At 74.6% G+C, this 19708-nt stretch carries 16 protein-coding genes; 12 read left to right on the top strand and 4 right to left on the bottom strand.

Annotation, left to right across the window (positions count from 1 at the left end; genetic code table 11):
* Nucleotides 1-10 precede the first annotated feature (10 nt).
* The 8 genes from BLT76_RS17270 to BLT76_RS17235 all read left to right on the top strand — a co-directional run bounded on the left by BLT76_RS17270 (nt 11) and on the right by BLT76_RS17235 (nt 9793).
* Nucleotides 11-1351, top strand: a complete 1341-nt coding sequence (locus BLT76_RS17270; RefSeq protein ID WP_090858968.1) for a glutamine synthetase family protein — start codon at nt 11-13, stop codon at nt 1349-1351.
* On the top strand, nt 1351-2079 hold the full coding sequence (locus BLT76_RS17265) for a type 1 glutamine amidotransferase (RefSeq protein ID WP_090858965.1): 729 nt from the start codon (nt 1351-1353) through the stop codon (nt 2077-2079). Before BLT76_RS17270 ends, BLT76_RS17265 begins: the two co-directional genes overlap by 1 nt.
* Nucleotides 2076-5057, top strand: a complete 2982-nt coding sequence (locus BLT76_RS17260) for a bifunctional [glutamine synthetase] adenylyltransferase/[glutamine synthetase]-adenylyl-L-tyrosine phosphorylase (RefSeq protein WP_090858962.1) — start codon at nt 2076-2078, stop codon at nt 5055-5057. Before BLT76_RS17265 ends, BLT76_RS17260 begins: the two co-directional genes overlap by 4 nt.
* Before the next feature lie 14 nt (nt 5058-5071).
* Entirely contained in the window at nt 5072-5863 is a 792-nt protein-coding gene (locus tag BLT76_RS17255) for an isocitrate lyase/PEP mutase family protein (protein ID WP_090858959.1), read from the top strand.
* A gap of 127 nt (nt 5864-5990) precedes the next feature.
* A complete protein-coding gene (locus BLT76_RS17250; protein ID WP_139175639.1) occupies nt 5991-6656 on the top strand; it encodes a hypothetical protein in 666 nt (221 codons plus the stop codon).
* A 40-nt stretch (nt 6657-6696) separates the two neighbouring features.
* Nucleotides 6697-8136, top strand: a complete 1440-nt coding sequence (locus tag BLT76_RS17245) for a PepSY-associated TM helix domain-containing protein (protein WP_090858953.1) — start codon at nt 6697-6699, stop codon at nt 8134-8136.
* Nucleotides 8137-8168: 32 nt separating this feature from the next.
* Nucleotides 8169-9266 carry a threonine aldolase family protein gene (locus BLT76_RS17240; RefSeq protein WP_090858950.1) on the top strand — a complete coding sequence of 366 codons (1098 nt, stop codon included), beginning with the start codon at nt 8169-8171 and terminating at the stop codon, nt 9264-9266.
* Nucleotides 9267-9454: 188 nt separating this feature from the next.
* On the top strand, nt 9455-9793 hold the full coding sequence (locus tag BLT76_RS17235; RefSeq protein WP_090858947.1) for a hypothetical protein: 339 nt from the start codon (nt 9455-9457) through the stop codon (nt 9791-9793).
* Here the strand turns inward: BLT76_RS17235 and BLT76_RS17230 are convergent.
* The 3 genes from BLT76_RS17230 to BLT76_RS17220 all read right to left on the bottom strand — a co-directional run bounded on the left by BLT76_RS17230 (nt 9790) and on the right by BLT76_RS17220 (nt 13406).
* Nucleotides 9790-10539 carry a response regulator transcription factor gene (locus tag BLT76_RS17230; RefSeq protein WP_090858944.1) on the bottom strand — a complete coding sequence of 250 codons (750 nt, stop codon included), beginning with the start codon at nt 10537-10539 and terminating at the stop codon, nt 9790-9792. The genes BLT76_RS17235 and BLT76_RS17230 overlap by 4 nt on opposite strands.
* A gap of 314 nt (nt 10540-10853) precedes the next feature.
* A complete protein-coding gene (locus BLT76_RS17225; protein ID WP_090858941.1) occupies nt 10854-11852 on the bottom strand; it encodes a 5'-3' exonuclease in 999 nt (332 codons plus the stop codon).
* Between the two features lie 189 nt (nt 11853-12041).
* On the bottom strand, nt 12042-13406 hold the full coding sequence (locus BLT76_RS17220) for a glycoside hydrolase domain-containing protein (protein ID WP_090858938.1): 1365 nt from the start codon (nt 13404-13406) through the stop codon (nt 12042-12044).
* A 127-nt stretch (nt 13407-13533) separates the two neighbouring features.
* Here BLT76_RS17220 and BLT76_RS17215 point away from each other — a divergent pair, with 127 nt between their 5' ends.
* The 4 genes from BLT76_RS17215 to BLT76_RS17200 are packed head-to-tail and all read left to right on the top strand — an operon-like array spanning nt 13534 to nt 17553.
* Nucleotides 13534-14649: a glycosyltransferase family protein gene (locus BLT76_RS17215; protein ID WP_244509459.1), complete on the top strand. Its 1116-nt coding sequence runs from the start codon at nt 13534-13536 to the stop codon at nt 14647-14649.
* Nucleotides 14646-15731 (top strand): glycosyltransferase, encoded by a 1086-nt coding sequence (locus BLT76_RS17210; protein ID WP_090858935.1) that lies wholly within the window; start codon nt 14646-14648, stop codon nt 15729-15731. Before BLT76_RS17215 ends, BLT76_RS17210 begins: the two co-directional genes overlap by 4 nt.
* Nucleotides 15728-16732 carry a glycosyltransferase gene (locus BLT76_RS17205; RefSeq protein ID WP_090858932.1) on the top strand — a complete coding sequence of 335 codons (1005 nt, stop codon included), beginning with the start codon at nt 15728-15730 and terminating at the stop codon, nt 16730-16732. The genes BLT76_RS17210 and BLT76_RS17205 overlap by 4 nt, the downstream gene beginning before the upstream one ends.
* Nucleotides 16729-17553, top strand: a complete 825-nt coding sequence (locus BLT76_RS17200; protein WP_090858929.1) for a glycosyltransferase family 2 protein — start codon at nt 16729-16731, stop codon at nt 17551-17553. The genes BLT76_RS17205 and BLT76_RS17200 overlap by 4 nt, the downstream gene beginning before the upstream one ends.
* Here the strand turns inward: BLT76_RS17200 and BLT76_RS17195 are convergent.
* Nucleotides 17537-19708 carry a PKD domain-containing protein gene (locus BLT76_RS17195; protein WP_090858926.1) on the bottom strand — a complete coding sequence of 724 codons (2172 nt, stop codon included), beginning with the start codon at nt 19706-19708 and terminating at the stop codon, nt 17537-17539. The genes BLT76_RS17200 and BLT76_RS17195 overlap by 17 nt on opposite strands.

Genomic DNA, 19708 nt, shown 5'->3' with positions numbered 1-19708 from the left:
CGCTGCAGCCATGGGCAAGCAGGAAGACTTCGTACTCCGCGCACTCGAAGAGCGCGACGTCCGGTTCGTCCGGCTCTGGTTCACCGACGTGCTGGGCTTCCTGAAGTCCGTCGCGGTGGCCCCGGCCGAGCTCGAGGGCGCGTTCGCGGAGGGGATCGGCTTCGACGGCTCGGCGATCGAGGGCTTCGCCCGGGTCTACGAGGCCGACATGCTGGCCAAGCCGGACCCGTCGACCTTCCAGATCCTCCCGTGGCGCACGGGTGAGGGCCCGTCGACGGCCCGGATGTTCTGCGACATCGTGATGCCCGACGGCTCCCCGTCGTACGCCGACCCGCGCCACGTCCTCAAGCGCACCCTCGGCAAGGCCGCGGAGAAGGGCTTCACCTTCTACACGCACCCCGAGATCGAGTTCTACCTCTTCAAGGACAGCCCGGTCGCGGGCGCCGACCCGATCCCGGTCGACCGCAGCGGCTACTTCGACCACACCGCTCAGTCGCACGGCGCCGACTTCCGCCGCGAGGCGATCACCATGCTCGAGGCGATGGGGATCTCGGTGGAGTTCAGCCACCACGAGGGCGGCCCGGGCCAGCAGGAGATCGACCTGCGGTACGCCGACGCGCTCAGCACCGCCGACAACATCATGACCTTCCGCACCGTCATCCGGGAGGTGGCGCTCGGCCAGGACATCTGGGCCAGCTTCATGCCGAAGCCGTTCACGACCCACCCCGGCTCGGGCATGCACACCCACGTCTCGCTCTTCGACGGCGACCAGAACGCCTTCTACGAGGCCGGCGCCGAGTACCAGCTCTCCCAGACCGGCCGGCAGTTCATCGCCGGCCTGCTCCGGCACGCGCCGGAGATCACGGTGGTCACCAACCAGTGGGTCAACAGCTACAAGCGGCTGATGTTCGGCGGCGAGGCGCCGTCGTACATCTGCTGGGGCCACAACAACCGCTCGGCGATGATCCGGGTCCCGATGTACAAGCCCAACAAGGGCCCGTCGACCCGGGTCGAGCTGCGCACCCTCGACGCCGCCTGCAACCCCTACCTCGCGTTCGCCGTGATGCTGGCCGCGGGCATGAAGGGCATCGAGGAGGGCTACGAGCTCCCGCGCGAGGCCGAGGACGACGTCTGGTCGCTGACCGAGCGCGAGCGCAAGGCGCTCGGCATCGAGCCGCTGCCGCGCAGCCTCAACGAGGCGATCGCCATCGCCGAGGACTCCGAGCTGCTCGCCGAGACCCTGGGCGAGCACGTCTTCGACTTCTTCCTGCGCAACAAGCGCGCGGAGTGGGACGAGTACCGCGGCCAGGTCTCCGCCTTCGAGCGTGACCGGATGCTCCCGGTCATCTGATGCCGATCCTGGTCGTCCAGCACGAGGACGACTGCCCGCCGGCCCTGGTCGGCGGGTGGCTGGCCGACGCCGGCGCGCAGCTCGACGTACGACGCCCGTACGCCGGCGACGACCTGCCGGCGACCCTGGCCGACCACGACGCGCTGCTGGTGCTCGGCGGCTCGATGGGCGCCGACGATGACGCCGAGCACGCCTGGCTGGCGCCGACCAAGGCGCTGGCGCGGGCGGCGGTCGCCGACGGGGTCCCGCTGCTGGGGATCTGCCTCGGTCACCAGCTGGTGAGCAGCGCCCTCGGCGGCGTCGTACGACGCAACCCCGCCGGCCAGCAGCTCGGCCTGCTCGAGGTCGGCTGGACCGCCGAGGCCGCGACCGACGAGCTGTTCGGCCCGCTCGCCGAGGCGCCCGCGCCGGCTCGTGGGGCGCACTGGAACAACGACGTGGTGGTCGAGCCGCCGCCCGGCGCCGTGCTGCTGGCGACGGCGCCTGCCGGGGAGGTGCAGGCGCTCCGGTTCGGGCCCCGGGCGTGGGGCCTGCAGCTGCACCCCGAGGTCGACCACGAGATCCTCGGCCGCTGGGCCGCCGACGACGCGGGCTCCCACGAGGCGGCCGGGATCGACCAGGCGGAGCTGCTGGGCGCGGTCGAGGCGGCCGCGGCGGAGCTGGAGGCTACCTGGGCGCCGCTGGCCCACGGGTTCGCGCGGGTGGCCGCCCGGGTGTCGCCGTCATGATGCGGGCGGCCACGAGCAAGGGCAACCTGCTCCGGCTGGGCTTCGACGACACCGAGGCGGCGCAGGCCGACCTGGCCCGGCTCGGCGACGACGCCGCCGACTGCCTGCTCGCGCTGCTGGCCCGCACCGCCGACCCGAGCCGGGCGCTGGGCGCGCTGGTGCGGCTGGCCGAGGCGCTCGACGACCCGGCCGTGATGCTCCGGACGCTCTGCGACGACGAGGGCACGGCGATGCGGCTGCTGGGCGTGCTCGGCGCCAGCCAGGCCCTCGGCGACCACCTGGCCCGGCACCCCGAGCACTGGCTCGAGCTGACCGACCCGACCCTGGGGTCGACCCGGCCCCCGGCCTTCGCCGTACGAGCGGGCCTGCTGCGGGTGGTCGGCGCCGACCCGCAGGACCCGACCCCCACGGCGACGGTGCCCGACGCGGACGCCGTGGACGCGCTACGGGTGGAGTACCGCCGGGTGCTGCTGCGGCTGGCCGCGCGCGACCTGACCCACGACCTGGGGCTCGACGACGCCGCGGCCGAGCTCTCCGACCTGGCCGCCGGCACCCTGGAGGCGGCGCTCGCCGTCGCCCGGCAGCGGGTGGGGGAGACAGCCGGCCAGGTCCGGCTGGCCGTGATCGCGATGGGCAAGTGCGGCGGCCACGAGCTCAACTACGTCTCCGACGTCGACGTGGTCTTCGTCCACGAGCCGGTGGAGGGGGCGCCCGAGAACGCCGCGCTCAGGGTGGCCACCCAGCTGGCGAGCCACCTGATCCGGATCTGCGGCGACCACACCCGCGAGGGCACCATCTGGCCGGTCGACGCCAACCTGCGCCCGGAGGGCAAGCAGGGGCCGCTCACCCGCACCCTGGCCAGCAACCGGGCCTACTACGAGCGCTGGGCGAAGACCTGGGAGTTCCAGGCGCTGCTGAAGGCCCGGCCGGTCGCCGGCGACCTCGCCCTGGGCCAGGAGTACGTCGAGCTGGTCGCGCCGCTGGTGTGGAGCGCGGCCGAGCGCGAGGGGTTCGTCGAGGACACCCAGGCCATGCGGCGCCGCGTCGTCGACCACATCCCCGCCAAGGACGCCGAGCGGCAGCTCAAGCTCGGCTCGGGCGGGCTGCGCGACGTCGAGTTCGCCGTCCAGCTGCTGCAGCTGGTGCACGGCCGGGCCGACGAGTCGATCCGCTCGCCCACGACGCTCAGCGCGCTGGCCCACCTCACCGACGGCGGGTACGTCGGCCGTGAGGACGGCATCGCCCTGCACGAGGCCTACGAGTTCCTGCGCACCCTGGAGCACCGGATCCAGCTCGACCAGCTCCGTCGTACCCACGTGGTGCCCGCCGATGAGCCGTCGCTGCGCCGGCTGGGCCGCAGCATGGGGTTCCTGAAGGCGCCGGTCGAGACGCTCGAGAAGACCTGGGCGCACCACCGGCGCGAGGTGCGCCGGCTGCACGTGAAGCTGTTCTACCGGCCGCTGCTCTCGGCTGTGGCGGCGCTGCCCGGGCACGACGTACGGCTCTCCCCGGAGGCGGCGGTCAAGCGGCTCGGGGCGCTCGGCTACCTCGACCCGCAGGCCGCGCTGCGGCACCTGGAGGCGCTGACCAGCGGGGTCAGCCGCCGCTCCAACATCCAGCGGGCGCTGCTGCCGGCGATGCTGCAGTGGTTCGCCGAGGGGCCCGACCCCGACGCCGGGCTGTTCGGGTTCCGGCGGATCAGCGAGTCGCTCGGCGAGACGCCGTGGTTCCTGGCCACGCTGCGCGACGAGGGCGAGGTCGCCACCCGGCTGGCCCACGTGCTCGCCACGTCCCGCTACGCGACCGCGCTGCTCGAGCGCGAGCCGCAGGGCGTGCGGATGCTCGGCGAGTCGCTCGCGCCGCTGGCGGCCGAGGCGCTGACCGAGGAGATGCTCGCGAGCGCAGCCCGGCAGGGCGACCCCGAGAAGGCGGTCCGGGCCGTCCGGGCGGTGCGCCGGCGCGAGCTGCTGCGGATCGCGGCCGGCGACCTGCTCGCGCTGACCGACGTCGCCGACGTCGGCGCCGGCCTGTCCCGGCTCACCGACGCGACCCTCGAGGCGACCCTGGCGATCGCGGGCTCGGCCGTGCGGGCGCAGCGGAAGCTGGACGAGGCCCCGACCCGGCTCGCGGTCGTCGCGATGGGCCGGTACGGCGGCTTCGAGCTGTCCTACGGCAGCGACGCCGACGTGCTGTTCGTGCACGAGCCGGTCGAGGGGGCCGACGCGCAGCAGGCGTCGTCGTACGCGAACGCGGTGGCGAACGAGCTGCGTCGGCTGCTCGCGCTGCCGGGTGGCGACCCGCCGCTGCTGGTCGACGCCGACCTGCGGCCCGAGGGCAAGCAGGGGCCGCTGACCCGCACGCTGTCGTCGTACGCGGCCTACTACGCGAAGTGGTCGAAGGTCTGGGAGGCGCAGGCGCTCCTGCGCGCCGACGCGGTCGTCGGCGACCCCGACCTGCGGCGCCGCTTCGAGGAGCTCGTCGACCCGCTGCGCTTCCCGGCCGGCGGGATCTCCGAGGAGGACGTCTTCGAGGTACGACGCATCAAGGCCCGCGTCGACCAGGAGCGGCTGCCCCGGGGCGCCGACCCGCACACCCACCTCAAGCTCGGCCGCGGTGGACTGGCCGACATCGAGTGGACCGTCCAGCTGCTGCAGATGCGGTTCTCGGGCGAGGTGCCGGGGCTGCGCACGCCGCGCACGATGCCGGCGCTGGCCGCGGCCCGCGAGGCCGGACTGGTCGACGAGGACGACGCCGCCGTGCTGCAGCAGGCCTGGCGGCGGGTCAGCCGGGTGCGCAATGCGGTCACCCTGGTGCGCGGCAAGCCCAGCGACCAGCTGCCCCGCGACCCGCGCGAGCGGGCGGCGGTGGCGAGCATCCTGGGCTACGGGCCGGGGGAGTCGGAGGCGATGCTCAACGACCACCTGCGCTACACCCGGCTGGCCCGCGCGGTCGTGGACCGGGTGTTCTGGGAGACCTGAGTAGCGTCGGCCGTATGACCGACCCCTCATCAGGCACCGCTTCCAAGGCCACCCAGCTGCTCGGGCTGCACCGCGACCCGACCCTGCTCACCGTCGTGAACGTCTGGGACGTCATCAGCGCGACCGTCGTCGCCGACGTCCCCGGCACCACCGCGCTCGCGTCCGCGAGCCACTCCATCGCCGCGTCGTACGGCTATCCCGACGGCGAGAACATCCCCCGCGAGCTGATGCTCGAGGCCGTCGAGCGGATCGTGAAGGCGACCGACCTCCCGGTCAGCGCCGACCTCGAGGGCGGGTACGGCGACCCCGCCGAGACGATCCGCCAGGCCATCGGCATCGGCGTCGTCGGCGCCAACATCGAGGACCAGATGCGTCCGCTGGCCGAGGCCGCCGCGAACGTCGAGGCGATCATCAGGGCCGCCGAGGCCGAGGGTGTGCCGGACTTCGTCCTCAACGCCCGCACCGACGCCTTCGTCAAGGCCGGCGACCGCGACCCGGCCGACGTGCTGAAGGACGCCGTCGAGCGCGGCAAGGCGTTCCTCGACGCCGGTGCCCCGGTCGTCTTCGTCCCCGGCCGGCTCGACGAGGCGCAGGTGACCACCCTGGTCGAGGCCTTCGGCCCCCAGAAGCTGACCCTCATCGGCATCCCCGGCATCCCGTCCCTGGAGCGCCTCGAGGAGCTCGGCGTCGCCCGCGTCTCCTACGGCCCGATGTCCCAGAACGTCGCCCTCACCGCCCTCCAGGAGCTGGTCGAGGACGTCCACCGCGGCGGTGGCGTCCCCAGCACCATGCGCATCCTCAACTGACCCACCCCCCCCACGCCCGCCGGGTCACCAGAAAGGGAGGGCCAAGTCAGCACCAGTAGTGCTGACTCGGCCCTCCCTTTCTGCTGACTCGGCCCTTGCGGGGGGTCACGTGGGAGGATCTGGTGTCATGAGGACGGATCCGGGAGTGCTGTGGGGCCGTGCGGTCCTGCTCGCCTCGGTGACGGTCTTCCTCGGGGCGCTGGGCCACGTGACGGCCGACGGGCTGCTGCCCGGGCCGGTGGCCATGGCGCTCCTGTACGTCGTCGCGGTGGTCGGTGCGGCCGCGTTCCTCGCCCGGCCGGCCACGGCGCTGCGGCTCGTCGTACTCCTGGTCGGCGGGCAGACCGCCGTCCACCTGGTGCTCTCGACGGCGGCCGGCCACGCCGGCGACCCGGCGCGGACCGCGGCCGGGCCGCTGCCCGCCGGCGGGAGCCTCCCGACCGTCGACGGCCGCCGGGTGGGGTCCTTCCAGGACGCCTTCGACGCCGGCGGCGCGCACGCGGGCGGCCCGACCCTCCCGGTGGGCCACCTGCTCGACCACCTGACCGGCCACGCGCCGATGATGCTCGCCCACCTCCTGGTCGCCGCGGCCGTGGGCCTCTGGCTGGCCGTCGGCGAGCGCGCGCTCTTCACGCTGATCGCCCTGGCCGTCCGGATCGTGGTGGCCCGCATCCGCCCGCTGCCCGCCGTACGACGTCTCGGGCCGGCGGCGCCCGCACCCGCCGCCGCCCTCCGCTCGCTCGTCCTCGCCCGGGCCGTGTCCCGGCGCGGTCCTCCGCTCGTCGCGCACTGACCCTGCCGACGACCGTTCGACCGCACCCGACCGAGGACCGATGACCGACACCCTGACCCCACCGACCCCTGCCCCGACCCCACCATCGCGAGAGCGCCGCGAGCGCGGCAAGGGCAGCGGCCTGTTCCGCGCCATCTGGCGCTGGCACTTCTTCGCCAGCTTCCTGGTCGTGCCGGTGCTGCTCGTGCTGGCCGTGACCGGGCTGATCTACCTGTTCCGCTTCCAGCTCGAGCCGCTGATGCACCCCGACCTGATGAAGGTCGACGTGCCGTCCGCGGACGCCGTCCAGCAGCCCTACTCCGCCCAGCTCGCGGCCGTGCAGCAGACCTATCCCGACGCCACCGTGATGTCGATGGCCGAGCCGCGCGAGGAGGGCCGGCCGACGATCTTCTCGGTCACCACCGCCGACGGCGGCGGCCGCGACGTGTTCGTCGACCCCTACACGCCCGAGGTCCTCGGCTCGATGGACCCCGACTCCACCCTCAGCGGTACGGCGGTCCGCCTCCACGCCGACCTGATGACCGGGACCTTCGGCGACCGGCTGCTCGAGCTCGGCGCCTGCTGGGCCATCGTGATGGCGCTGACCGGCTACTTCCTGTTCGTGCGTGGCTGGAAGGCCCGCCGACGGATGCGCAAGGCCGGCCGCAAGGGGGCGAAGCTGCGCTCCCGGCACGGCGTCGTCGGCTCGTTCGTCGGTGTCGGACTGCTCATGCTGCTGATCTCCGGCCTGCCGTGGACCGGCCTGTGGGGCGCCAAGGTGCAGGAGATCGCCACCGACCGCGGCACCTCGATGTGGTCGGAGGACCACGGCGCCGCGTCCGACCCGCTCTCGACGCTGGACGAGTCGCTGCCGCACAGCCACTCGCGCGACGTCGGCTGGGGCAGCCAGAAGTCGGAGGTCCCGACCTCCGACCCGGACAGCCACGACGGCACCAACACCGCCAACGTCGACACCGCGATCGAGGTGGCGAACCGCGAGGGCCTGCGGCACCCGATGACGGTGACGATCCCCAACGACGAGGGCGGCGTCTACTCGGTGATCGGCTACGCCTTCGACGCGCCGTCGGACGAGCGCACCGTCCACATCGACCAGTACGGCGGGCAGGTGGTCTCGACGTACGGCTTCGACGACTACCCGGCGCTGGCCAAGGTCGTCACGCACGGCATCGGGCTGCACGAGGGCCGCAGCCTGGGGCTGTGGTCGTTCTGGGGCTCCGCGCTGATGTGCCTGGCCATCATCTTCATGTGCGTCACCGGACCGCTGATGTGGTGGCGGCGCCGGCCCCGCGGCGCGGGCCGGGTGGGTGCCCCGCGCGGCAAGCTGCCGCTGGTCCGCTCGCCGCTGCTGCTGGTGGCGCTGGTCGGGCTGGGGCTGCTGCTGCCGCTGTTCGGGCTGTCGCTGCTGGTCGTGCTGGCCCTCGACCAGCTGGTGCTGCGACGGGTCCCGGCGCTCGCGGGGTTCTTCGACACGGTCGACTGAGCACGGTTGACTGAGCACGGTTGACTGTTCGGGTGACCGACGATCTCGAGGCCCGGTTCCGCGCGGCGATGCTGGCCTGCCCGGTGGTGGGCTGGCGTCGCCGCGAGGCACCGGCGAGCGCGTTCGCCGCGCTCGCCCGGGCCAGCGCCGACCTGGGCCTCGACCGCTGGGACGGGTACGGCGCGGGCGGCCCGGTCGAGCGGCTCGAGACCGAGGTCGCCGAGCTGCTCGGGAAGCCGGCGGCGGTCTTCTTCGTCAGCGGCGTGATGGCCCAGCAGGCGACCCTGCGCACCTGGTGCGACCGGCGCGGCTCGACCCGGGTCGCGATCCCGGACCTGGCCCACCAGCTGCACCACGAGCAGGACGGGCCGCGGCTGCTGCACGGGTTCCGCTTCGAGTGGCTGACCCAGGGCCGGGAGGTGCCGACGGCGGCCCGCGTGCGGGCGCTCCCGGCCGGGCTGGGGGCGGTGCAGGTGGAGCTGCCGCTGCGCGAGGCCGGCTGCCTGCTGCCGTCCTGGGAGGAGCTGGTCGGGGTCTCCGAGGCCTGCCGGGAGCGCGCCGTACCCCTGCACGTCGACGGGGCCCGGCTGTGGGAGTCGCAGCCGTTCTGGGGCCGGCCGCTGGCCGAGGTCGCCGGCCTGGCCGACAGCGTCTACGTCTCGTTCTACAAGGGCCTGGGCGGCCTCGCGGGCGCGGCCGTGGCCACCCAGCCCGAGGTCGCCGACGAGCTGCGGCAGTGGCGGACCCGGATGGGCGGCACGCTCTTCCGGATGACGCCGTACGCCGTCTCCGCGCTGGTCGGCCTGCGCGACCGGCTCCCCGAGGTGCCGTCGTACGTCGAGTGGGCTCGCGACCTCGCCGCGGCGCTGGTGGAGCGCGGGCTGCGGGTGGCGCCGGACCCGCCGCACACCAACACCTTCCAGGTCAGTGCCGAGGTCGAGTCGGACCTGGTGACCGAGCGGCTGATCGGGCTGATGGCTCGCGAGGGCGTGCTGCCGTGCTTCGGTTGGTCGGCCTCCGCCGACGTCCCCGGGCACGCGGTCGCCGAGGTCGCGGTGCACGAGGAGGCGCTGCGCCACGACCCGGCGGTGGTCGCGGGCTGGTTCGCCGAGCTGGTCGCCCCGCGCTGATCTTTGCGCGTTCCTTGAGGGTTTGGGCCGGTCGGGCTTGATCTTGGCCCGGCAGAGTTCACGGTGTCGCCTCGATCCACCAGCACCCTGCTGGTCACAGACCCCCCGGGCGGCCGCGGCTTCGCCCCGCGGCCGTCCGGGGCCTGAGGGAGAGGCACGGGACCCAGGGAGCTCGAGGAGTGGTGAGCGTGTTCGACCCCCAGGCGTTGGCGAAGCTGGCGCACGACATGAAGGACCGCGCCTTCGCGCGCGCCTTCGCGGAGAAGTACCGGGGCCTGCTCGACCACCGCATCGCTCGCATCACCGGCGCCCTGCACGCGCCCGACTTCGTCGACGCGATGGACGCCACGCTCAGCCTGAAGGTCTCCTCGACCACCGTCGGCACCTGCGAGCTGGCCGAGCTCGCCCAGCAGATCGAGCTCGACGTACGGCGTCAGGACGCGCCCTCGGCCCGGATGCGCGCCTCGATGCTGCCCGACGCGGCCCAGCGCGCCCACGCCGCGCTGGAGGAGTATCTCGCCGCCTAGGCGTCTGCCGACTCCATCCGGTAGCCGACCCCGCGCACGGTGCGGACGTACTTGGTGTCCTTGGTCTCGCCGAGCTTGCGGCGCAGGTTGCCGATGTGGACCTCGACCAGGTGGGTGTCGGTCGACCAGTCGGTGCCCCACACCGAGCGGAGCAGCGTCTCGCGCGACCAGACCCGAGCGGGGCTGCGCATCAGCTCGGTGAGCAGGTCGAACTCGGTGCGGGTCAGCGCCAGCTCCTCGCCGTCCTTGAACGCCCGGCGGCCGTCGACGTCGACGCGCAGCATGCCGTGCCGGAGCACCTCGTGGGTGGTCTCCGGCTCGGCCGTCGCGGCCGGCGCCGCCACGGGCGTCGCCGCCGACGGGCGGCGCGGCCGGCGGAACATCGCGTTGACCCGGGCCTTCAGCTCGTGGGCGTCGAACGGCTTGGCGATGAAGTCGTCGGCGCCGGTCTCCAGACCGAGGAGCCGGTCGATCTGCTCGTTGCGCGCGGTGATCATCACGACGTACGCCTCGGTGAGCTCGCGGATGCGCCGGCAGGTCTCGATGCCGTCGATCCCGGGCAGCCCGAGGTCGAGGGTGATCAGGTCGGGGTCGAAGGTGCGCACGGTCTCCACGGCGGCGGTCCCCGAGGTCACGGCGCGCACCTCGAAGCCCTGCGTGGTCAGCGTGTACTCGATCAGCGAGCGGATGTCGTCGTCATCTTCGACGACGAGCGCGCGCCTCTCCGAGCCCGAGTCGTTCGGCATTCCCCAGATGTTGCCAGATGAACGCTGGTTCGGGGGCCATACCCGCCGCCCCGGGCCGCCCGGCTCGCCCCGCGGGGGCGGGGCGAGCCTTGCCCGGACCGCCGAGGCACGCGGCGGCTTGCAAATGCAGCCCGCCCCCGGGACACGGGCTGCGTAAGACCGAGACGGGGGCGGAGCTGGTGGTGCTGGGTACCTGACGTTTCTTTACCCTGGCGCGGATGTGGCAAAACCTGCGTTCACAGATCCATTTCGCAGATCGCCTGCCCGCCATCAGCGCCATTGCGCTGTTCGTGGGACCGCGGACAGGTGGCCGCTCAGCCGAGGGACGCCGGCGGCTCGGTGAGCACCCGCAACGCCAGGTCCGTCGTGGCGCCGACGCCGAGGAAGTCGACCACGCGCGACACCCGGGACCGCTCGAGCGGGAGCAGGCCGGGGGAGCCGGGGACGTCGGGGGTCAGACCGAGCTCGAGGTCGGTGCGGCCGGCCATGATCGACACGTTGAAGTCGTAGCGCTCGCGGGCGCCCGGGGCAGTGAGCCGTTTCAGCAGCGTGGTGCCGACCCGGCGACCGCCGGTCTCGACCGACCAGGAGTCGAGCGTGGCGACCAGGTTCGCGCCGCCGGCGTGGTCGATGTCGGCCCACACGGCCTGCATCGAGCCCATCTGCTCCAGCAGCACCGGCGCGGTCTTCTCGCCGATGCCGGCGACGCCGGGCAGGTTGTCGCTCGCGTCGCCGCGCAGGGCGGCGAAGGCCAGGTAGTTCTCGGGGGCGACGCCGTACATCGCCCGGAGCGAGGCGGGGGACAGCAGCGGGGAGCCGGTGATGCCGCCGTCGATCACCCGCAGCACCTTCGTGTGCGCGCTGATGTTGGCGAACGAGTCGCGGTCGGAGGTGACGATGACGCAGTCCCAGCCCTCGCGCCCGGCCCACTCGGCGGCGGAGGCGTTGACGTCGTCGGCCTCGAAGCCGTCGGGCGTGACGGTGCGGAAGCCGAGCGCCTCCAGCAGCGCGCCGGCCCGCTCCAGCTGCTCGACCAGGGTCGCGTCCTTCACCGCCCGACCCGCCTTGTAGTCGGGGTAGAGCCCCTCGCGCACCGACGTACGACGGTCGTCGAGCCCGAACAGCAGCGCGTCCGGGGCGAACTGGTCGACCGCCTCCAGGATCTGCCGCAGCATCCCGTGCAGCGCCCAGGCCGGCCGCCCCTGCCGGTCGCGCAGGTCGGTGTGGGCGCGCGCGTGGTGGTTGCGGTGGAGCAGCGAGGGCGCGTCGACGGTCAGCAGGAGGCGACGGGCGCGCGGCGGTGGGGTCTGCATGGGCGGCTCCAGCCTAGGGCCCGCCCCACCCGACGCCGACCCGTCACTGGATGCCGGGTTCTCGCGGCGTGTCGGTCCACGATCGACGGGTCGGCGTACGGCGTCCCGGGTCCGCACGCGGACCGACCCGTCGATCCAGATCCGACACGCCGCCGAAAGCGGACATTGAGTGACGGGTCAGCGGGGTGGCTAGCCGCCGGCCTGCAGTCGGCGCCAGGTCACGTCGGTGACGTTGGCGGTCTGGGGGAGCCTCTCGCGTTTCTGGAACCTGCGGACCAGGGCGGCGGTGCGCACGGTCACCACGCCGTCCACGCGGACGCGGACCCCGAGGGTGGCGCCGAGGGCGCGCTGGGCCCGGCGGACGTTCGGGCCGGTCTCGCCGACCTTCAGCAGCGGACGCGTGCCGCGCGACAGCAGCGCGACCCAGGTCCGCCGGTCGACGCGGCCGGTCACCTTCAGGTCGAGCCGGCGCTGGGCCTTGCGGACCGCCCTGACGGTGCGGGCGTCGTACCGGCCGTCGGGCTTGACCCGGGTGAAGCGCTGCTTGCGCAGCAGGCACTCGACCGCCTCGACGGCGGCGCCGCGCTTGCCGCGGCGCAGGGCGGGGTAGCGGCGCAGGTCGACGTTCACGCCCCGGCAGAGGCGGGGGCTGCGCGAGGCCACCGAGCCGCGGCCGACGTCGACCCAGTTCTGGTCGATCTTGATCGCGGAGCCGGCGTACGACTGGACGATGTCGAGGCGGTACTGGTGGATCCGCCGGTGGCCGTCCCAGCGCTTGCTCTGCACCCGAGAGTCGGTGCGGGTGTCGGCCCGGCCGTTGCCCCAGGCGAACCAGATGTCGTCGGGCATCGCGTAGGAGCCGGCGGAGACCCGGTCGGCGAGGTCGAGCGAGGTGATCGCGGCGCCGATGCTGGAGTAGACGCCCGACCGGAAGCCCAGGCCGTGCAGCTGCTTGGTCCAGCCGGAGAGGAACGACAACGCGGCCTGCCGGCAGTCGTCCGGTCCGAGGTCGTAGTCCTCGAGGTCGTAGTAGAGGGTGCTGCCGCCGGCGATGGCCAGCGCCCTCGCCGCGGTCACGGCGGTCCGGGCCTCGGTGCGGCCCTGCTGCTCGGCCGTGGTCCGGTCGAGCGACATCTCGACGGGGAACTCCCGGTTCACGGCGCAGCTCGACTGCGGCCCGACGTGGATCGGCAGCAGGTGCCAGCCCCGGCGGGCCTGGGTGCGCACCCAGTCGGCGGTCAGGGCGGGCTGGGGGCAGGTCCGGTTGACGCCGCCGGTGTAGATCCCCACCGCGGAGTACGGCGACGCCTCGCGCCACCGGTCCATCACGGCCTGGCTCGGCGCGGTGCAGGCGTCGAAGCCGTAGCCGGTGAACGAGCCCGGGACCCGGACGGTCGTGGCCGCCTTGGAGGCCGGCGCTCCTGGCCGGACCGGGTCGTAGCGCACCGGGTCGACCCGGGCGGTGTCGGCCTGGGCCGGCACACCGAGCAGCGTCACGGAGAGCGCGGCGGTGCCGAGGAGGGCGGCCAGGCGGGTCAGCGTGTGGCGGGACATCTCGTTCCTCTCGTCGTACCCGGAGTGGGCGAGGGGGCGTCGGGGGAGGGTAACGCGAACCCGGCCGGCGTGCCCGATCACCCGCTCGGGCGATCCTGGCCCGGGGTGGGCCCGGGTACCTGATGGTGTGACCGTCCTGCAGCCCACGTCAGCCCGCCCGGGAAGGGATGCGATCACCGTCGCGTCCGTCCCGTCGGGCCACGTCTACGTCCGCCACCTCGCGCCCGAGAACGGTCCCGCCCCGCGGCGGCTCCCGGACCCCGACCCGTCCGACCCGACGCGCTCGGCCACCCAGCGCTGGTGGCCGCCGGTGATGCTGGACCCGGAGTGGGCGGCGAGCGCGGACTTCGACGTCTTCCACCTGCAGTTCGGCTTCGACGCGGTCTCGCCCGAGCGCCTGTCCGACCTGGTGCGGGTGCTGCGGGAGCGCGGGAAGCCGCTCGTGCTCACGGTCCACGACCTGCGCAACCCGCACCACCGGACGCGGAGGCTGCACGACGAGCAGCTCGACGTGCTGGTCCCGGCCGCCGACGCACTGGTCACCCTGACCGACGGCGCAGCGGGGGAGATCCGGGAGCGGTGGGGCCGCGAGGCCCAGGTGCTGCCGCACCCGCACGTGGTCGACCTCCGGACGATGGCCGTCGCCCAGGACGCCCGGGCCCGGCGGCGCAGCTGGGACTTCCGGGTCGGGCTGCACGTCAAGAGCCTGCGCGCGGCCATGGACCCGATGGCGATCCTGCCGACGCTGGTCGAGACCGTGGGCTCCCTGCCCGGGGCCGTGCTGCAGGTCGATGCTCACCGCGACGTCCTCGACGACGCCGGGGACCGCCGGGACGCCGAGCTGGCGTCGTACCTCCGCGACCGCCAGGCGGCCGGGGAGCTGGAGCTCCGGGTCCACGACTACTTCAGCGACGCCGAGCTGTGGAACTACCTCGGCTCGCTCGACGTGTCGGTGCTGCCCTACCGGTTCGGCACCCACTCGGGCTGGCTGGAGGCCTGCCGGGACCTCGGGACGACCGTGGTGGCGCCGACCTGCGGCTACTACGCCGACCAGGGGCCGGTGCTGAGCTACCTCCTCGACGAGGACCGGTACGACGCCGGCACGCTCGCCGAGTCGATCGTGCTGGCCCACGAGACCCGGCCCCGGCTGGGCGCCTCGATCGACCTGCGTCGCCACCAGCGTGCCCACGTCGCCCGCGCGCACGACCTCCTCTACCGGGCCCTCGTCCAGGCCGCCGGGTGAGGGGCCTCCGCCCGCTCCGCATCTGCCTGGTCGCGTCGAGCAGGTTCCCGATCCGCGAGCCGTTCGCCGGGGGCCTGGAGGCGCTCACGCACGCGCTGGCCACCGAGCTCGGCCGCCGCGGCCACCACGTGACCCTGTTCGCCGCGCCCGGGTCCGACCCGGCGCTCGACGTCCACGAGCTCGCCGTGCCGACGTACGACGGGAGCGCGGCCGCGCGGCTCGACGTCAATGCGCCCTCGGACCTGTGGATGGCCGAGCACCACGCCTACCTCGGCCTGATGCTGGACCTGGTCCGTGACGGTGCCCAGCGCTTCGACGTGGTCCACAACAACAGCCTCCACCACCTGCCCGTCGCCATGGCCCCGGCGCTGACCGTGCCGCTGGTGACCACGCTGCACACCCCGCCGGTCCCGTGGCTGGAGTCGGCGGCGGCGCTGGCTCCGGACTCGGCCGTCTTCGCGGCCGTCAGCCGCTGCACCTCCGAGGCCTGGGCGCACGCGGTGCGCAGCACCACGATCCTCAACGGCGTCGACGTCCACCGGTGGCGCGCGGGACCGGGCGGCGGTCCGGCCGTGTGGTCGGGCCGGCTGGTCCGGGAGAAGGCCCCGCACGAGGCGATCGACGCCGCCGCGGCGGCCGGCGTACCGCTGGTGCTGGCGGGGCCGGCGCCCGACGACGACTACTTCCGGGCCGAGATCGCCCCGCGTCTCGGGCCCAGCGCCGTGCACGTCGGGCACCTCGACCACCTGGCGCTCGCCCGGCTGCTGGGCCGGGCGTCGGTGGCCCTGGTGACCCCGGCGTGGGACGAGCCCTACGGACTGGTCGCCGCCGAGGCGATGGCCTGCGGGACCCCCGTCGCGGCCTACGCCCGCGGTGCCCTGCCCGAGATCGTGGCCCCGGGGACGGGCGCGCTGGCCGTGGCCGGGGACGTCGCGGACCTCGCCCGGGCGATCACCGAGGCCCGGGCCTGCGACCGCGACGTCGTACGACGCCACGCCGAGCGGCACTGCTCGCTGGACCGGATGGTCGACGACTACGAGCGGCTCTACGGCTCCCTGGTCGACGTGGTGGCCGCGGCGTGATCGGCTACTACGTGCACCACCACGGCAGCGGACACCTCCACCGCGCCACGGCGCTGGCCCACGCCGCCGCGGCCCGGGGCCGGGTCGTCACCGGCCTCTCGTCTCTCCCGCGGCCGGCGGACTGGCCCGGGCCCTGGGTCCAGCTGCGCCGCGACGACGAGGGGGAGCGCCCGCTGCGGCCCACCGCCCACGGCCGGCTGCACTGGGTGCCGCTCGGCGACGACGGGCTCCGCGACCGCACCGCCGCGCTGGCCGCCTGGATCGCCACCGCCCGGCCCGCCTGCGTCGTGGTCGACGTCTCGGTCGAGGTCGCCCTGCTGGTACGGCTGCACGGCGTGCCGGTCGTGGCGGTCGTGCTCCCCGGCGCCCGTGGCGACGCGGCGCACGCCCTGGGGCTAGGCGTCGCCGACGCGCTCGTCGGCTGCTGGCCGGCCGACGTCCCGGGCCTGGTGCGCGACCTGCCCGACGACGTGTTCGCGCGGCTGCGGCCGATCGGCGCCGTCAGCCGCTTCCCGGTCGGCGCACCGGCTGTACGACGCCCCGGACCTCCGAGGGTCGTGGTGCTCGCCGGCACCGGCGGCGACGACCTCGACGAGACCTCGGTCGACCGGGCGCGGGCCTCCGCCCCGGACTGGTCCTGGACCGTGCTCAGCCGTCGCTTCGGCAGCTGGGTCGACGACCCCCGGCCGGTGCTGGCCGACGCCGACGTGGTGGTCACGCACGCGAGTCAGAACGCGCTGGCCGAGGTCGCGGCACTGCGCCGGCCGGCGGTCGTCGTACCCCAGCGACGGCCGCACGACGAGCAGCGCACCACGGCCCGCGCCCTCGCCTCGGCCGGGCTGCCCGTGCTGGTCGAGGAGACCTGGCCGCAGGACGGCTGGGCCCGCCGACTGGAGCGGGCGGCCGGCCTCGACGGGCGTGGCTGGTCGTGCTGGTGCGACGGGCACGCGGCGGAGCGGTTCCTCGACGTCGTGGCCGCGGTCAGCCCGGTGCCGGCGTGAGCCGGGTCGCCGTGGTCACGCTCGCCCACGGCCGCCACGAGCACCTCCGGGGCCAGCACCGGACCCTGGCCGCCGCGACCCGTCCGCCCGACGACTACGTGGTGGTGGCGATGGACGACCCGGCCATCGTCCCGACCAACGTCGACGGCCTGCGCAGCCGGGTGCTCCGGGTCGCGACCGACCCCGGGGGCCTGCCGCTCGCCCGGGCCCGCAACCGCGGCGTCCGGGCCGCGCTCGACGCCGGCGCCGACGTCGTCGTGTGCCTCGACGTCGACTGCCTGGCCGGCCCCGACCTGGTGGCGTCGTACGCCGAGCGGGTCCTGGCCCACCCGCGGACGGTCTGGCAGGGCCCGGTGACCTACCTGGCCCCGCCCCCGGACGGCGGCTACCCCCTGGCCGATCTGACCTCCCTCGACGACCCGCACCCGGGCCGGCCGGCGCCCGCGCCCGGCGCCGTGAGCTGGGACGCCGACCCGGACCTGTTCTGGTCGCTCTCCTTCGCGCTCTCGCCGGCGGCCTGGGCGACCGCGGGCGGCTTCGACCCGGAGTACGTCGGCTACGGCGCCGAGGACACCGACTTCGGCCGTCGGCTGGTCGCGAGCGGTCTCGGCCTGGCCTGGGACGGCGCGGCCCGGGCCTTCCACCAGCACCACCCGGTGTCGCGTCCGCCCGTCGAGCACCTCGACGACATCCTCCGCAACGCCGCCCTCTTCCACCGTCGCTGGGGCGCGTGGCCGATGCTCGGCTGGCTGGAGGAGTTCGAGCGTCGCGGCCTCGCGTCGTACGACGGGCTGCGCTGGACGGTCACCGACGCACGGTGAACCGCCAGGTCCGCACGGTGCGGTTGCCGACGGCGTCGGCCGCGACCAGGTGTACGACGTGACGCCCCGGCGCCAGCGCGCGACGCGGGGTCGCGGTGAGCCGGTCGCCGCGCAGCCGGAGACCGGGCACCGGACGCCCGTCGATCCGCAGCACCACCCGTCGTACGTCGGAGCGCCGGTCGGTGATCCGCGCGCGCAGCGTCGGCGTGCGGTCGCGGGTGCTCCCGGCCGGGCGGAGGTCACGGACCCGTGGACCGGTCGTGTCGACCGTCCAGGTGCGGACGGCGGGCGTCGGGTCGGTGTTGCCGGCCGCGTCGGTGGCGCGCACCTCCAGTCGGTGCCCGCCGTCGCGCAGCCCGCGGAGGACGGGGGCGGCGGAGCAGGGCGACCAGGCCCGGGCGTCGAGCCGGCAGGAGAAGGTCGCACCCGGCTCGCTCGTGAGCCGGAACGCCGCCCGGGCCGAGGCCACGGTGCCGGTCGGTCCGCCGGCGATGCGGGTGTCGGGGGCGGTGGTGTCGGTGACGACGACCGGCACCGAGGCGGTCCGGCTGCCGTCGAGGCCCATCCCGTGGCCGTCGTGCACGCTGCGGACCGTGACGGTCGCGGTGTAGCGGCCGGCCCGGGCGTAGGTGTGGTCCGGGTCGGGGCCGCTGCCGGTGCTGCCGTCGCCGAAGGCCCAGGAGTAGGCGAGCTCGCCGGTCCCGGGCGCGAGGTCGGCGCAGCCGATCCGCTTCGCGCTGTTGTCGGGGTCGTGGACCACGACCGAGACGGCCCGGGCGCCCGCTCGCAGCGGTTGCTCGACCGACACGGCGGCGTGGCCCCCGGCGTCGGAGGTGAAGGTCGGCCAGATCTCGTTGGCCGCGCTGAACGGCTGCGTCTCGTCGAAGCGGAAGTGCGCACCCCCGCGGTCCTGGGCGCAGGGCTGCTCGTGGACGTGCACGTTCGGGTGCGCGGTGCTCGGCCTCAGGCCGCTCACCGCCAGGGATGCGGTGGTGGACCCGCGACGTCGTACGAGAGCGGCGGTGCCGATCAGTTCGGGGAAGGAGACCAGGCCGTCGGAGTACGACCGCAGCTCGCCGGTGGTGGTCACCTCGGTGGAGAACGCCACCGTTGCCGGGGCGCTCGCGCTGCCGGGCGTGGCGGTGGCGGCGATCGTCGGGAGGTGGGCGTGGCCGTCCTCGGTGGCGGTGATCGCGACGGTGTCGGTGCCGACGACGCCGCCGGCGTCGGAGGCGGTGACCGTCGCGGTGTAGCTGCCGGCCTCGTCGTAGGTGTGGTCGGGCGAGGCGCCGGAGCCCGTCGTACCGTCGCCGAAGGACCAGGCGTAGCTCAGGCCGGTCGTGGTCGCGGCGGCCGTGAAGGCCACGTCGAGCGGGGCGGTGCCGCTGGTCGGCGTGGCGGAGGCGGAGACCGGACTGGCCGCCTCGGCGGAGATCGGGAACTGCTCGGAGGTGACGCCGCCGCGGCCGTCGGAGACCGTCAGTGTCGCGGTGAAGGCGCCGGGCTCGTCGTAGGCGTACATGGCGTGCGCCGCGGTCGAGGTGTCCGAGGCGTCGTCGGCCGTGCCGAAGTCCCAGTGGTAGGTCAGCGGGTCGCCGTCGGGGTCGGTGGCGTTGGCCGTCGCGTGGACGAGCAACGGCGCCGGGCCGCTGGTCGGGTCGACGACCGGCGCGATCACCGGCGCCCGGTTCGCGCCGGGCTCCTCGACCACGACGCTGCCGCGCATCAGGGTGCCGTGGATCGAGCAGAGGTAGTAGTAGGTCCCCGGCGCCGAGAAGGTACGGCGGATCGGCGGCCCGTCGATGTCGCGGTGCTCCAGGATCGGCTCCGGCCAGACCGCGCGGGTGTCCTCGGAGGTCAGGTCGTGGGCCATGGCGGCCCGGTCGAACTGCCACTCGACGGTGTCCCCGACCCCGATCCGCACCTCGGAGGTGAGGGTGTCCACGGACTCCCAGCGGTTGCCGTAGGCGTCGTCGACGGCGTCGACCACCCAGGTCCGTCCCGCGGCGCCGGTCGCCGCGGGCGCGGTGGCGAGGGGGAGCAGGCCGGCGGCCGCGAGGACCGCCACGAGCAGACCGACCACGAGCGGGCGGCGGGAGTGCGACATCGGCGACGGGACCTTCCGGGCGAGCGACAGATCGAACCACGTTCGCAT

Origin of the sequence: Nocardioides lianchengensis, from assembly GCF_900101465.1 — a bacterium.
GTDB lineage: Bacteria > Actinomycetota > Actinomycetes > Propionibacteriales > Nocardioidaceae > Nocardioides > Nocardioides lianchengensis.
Note: the sequence above shows the minus strand (reverse complement) of the source record. Positions and strands in the feature narration are given on the sequence as shown.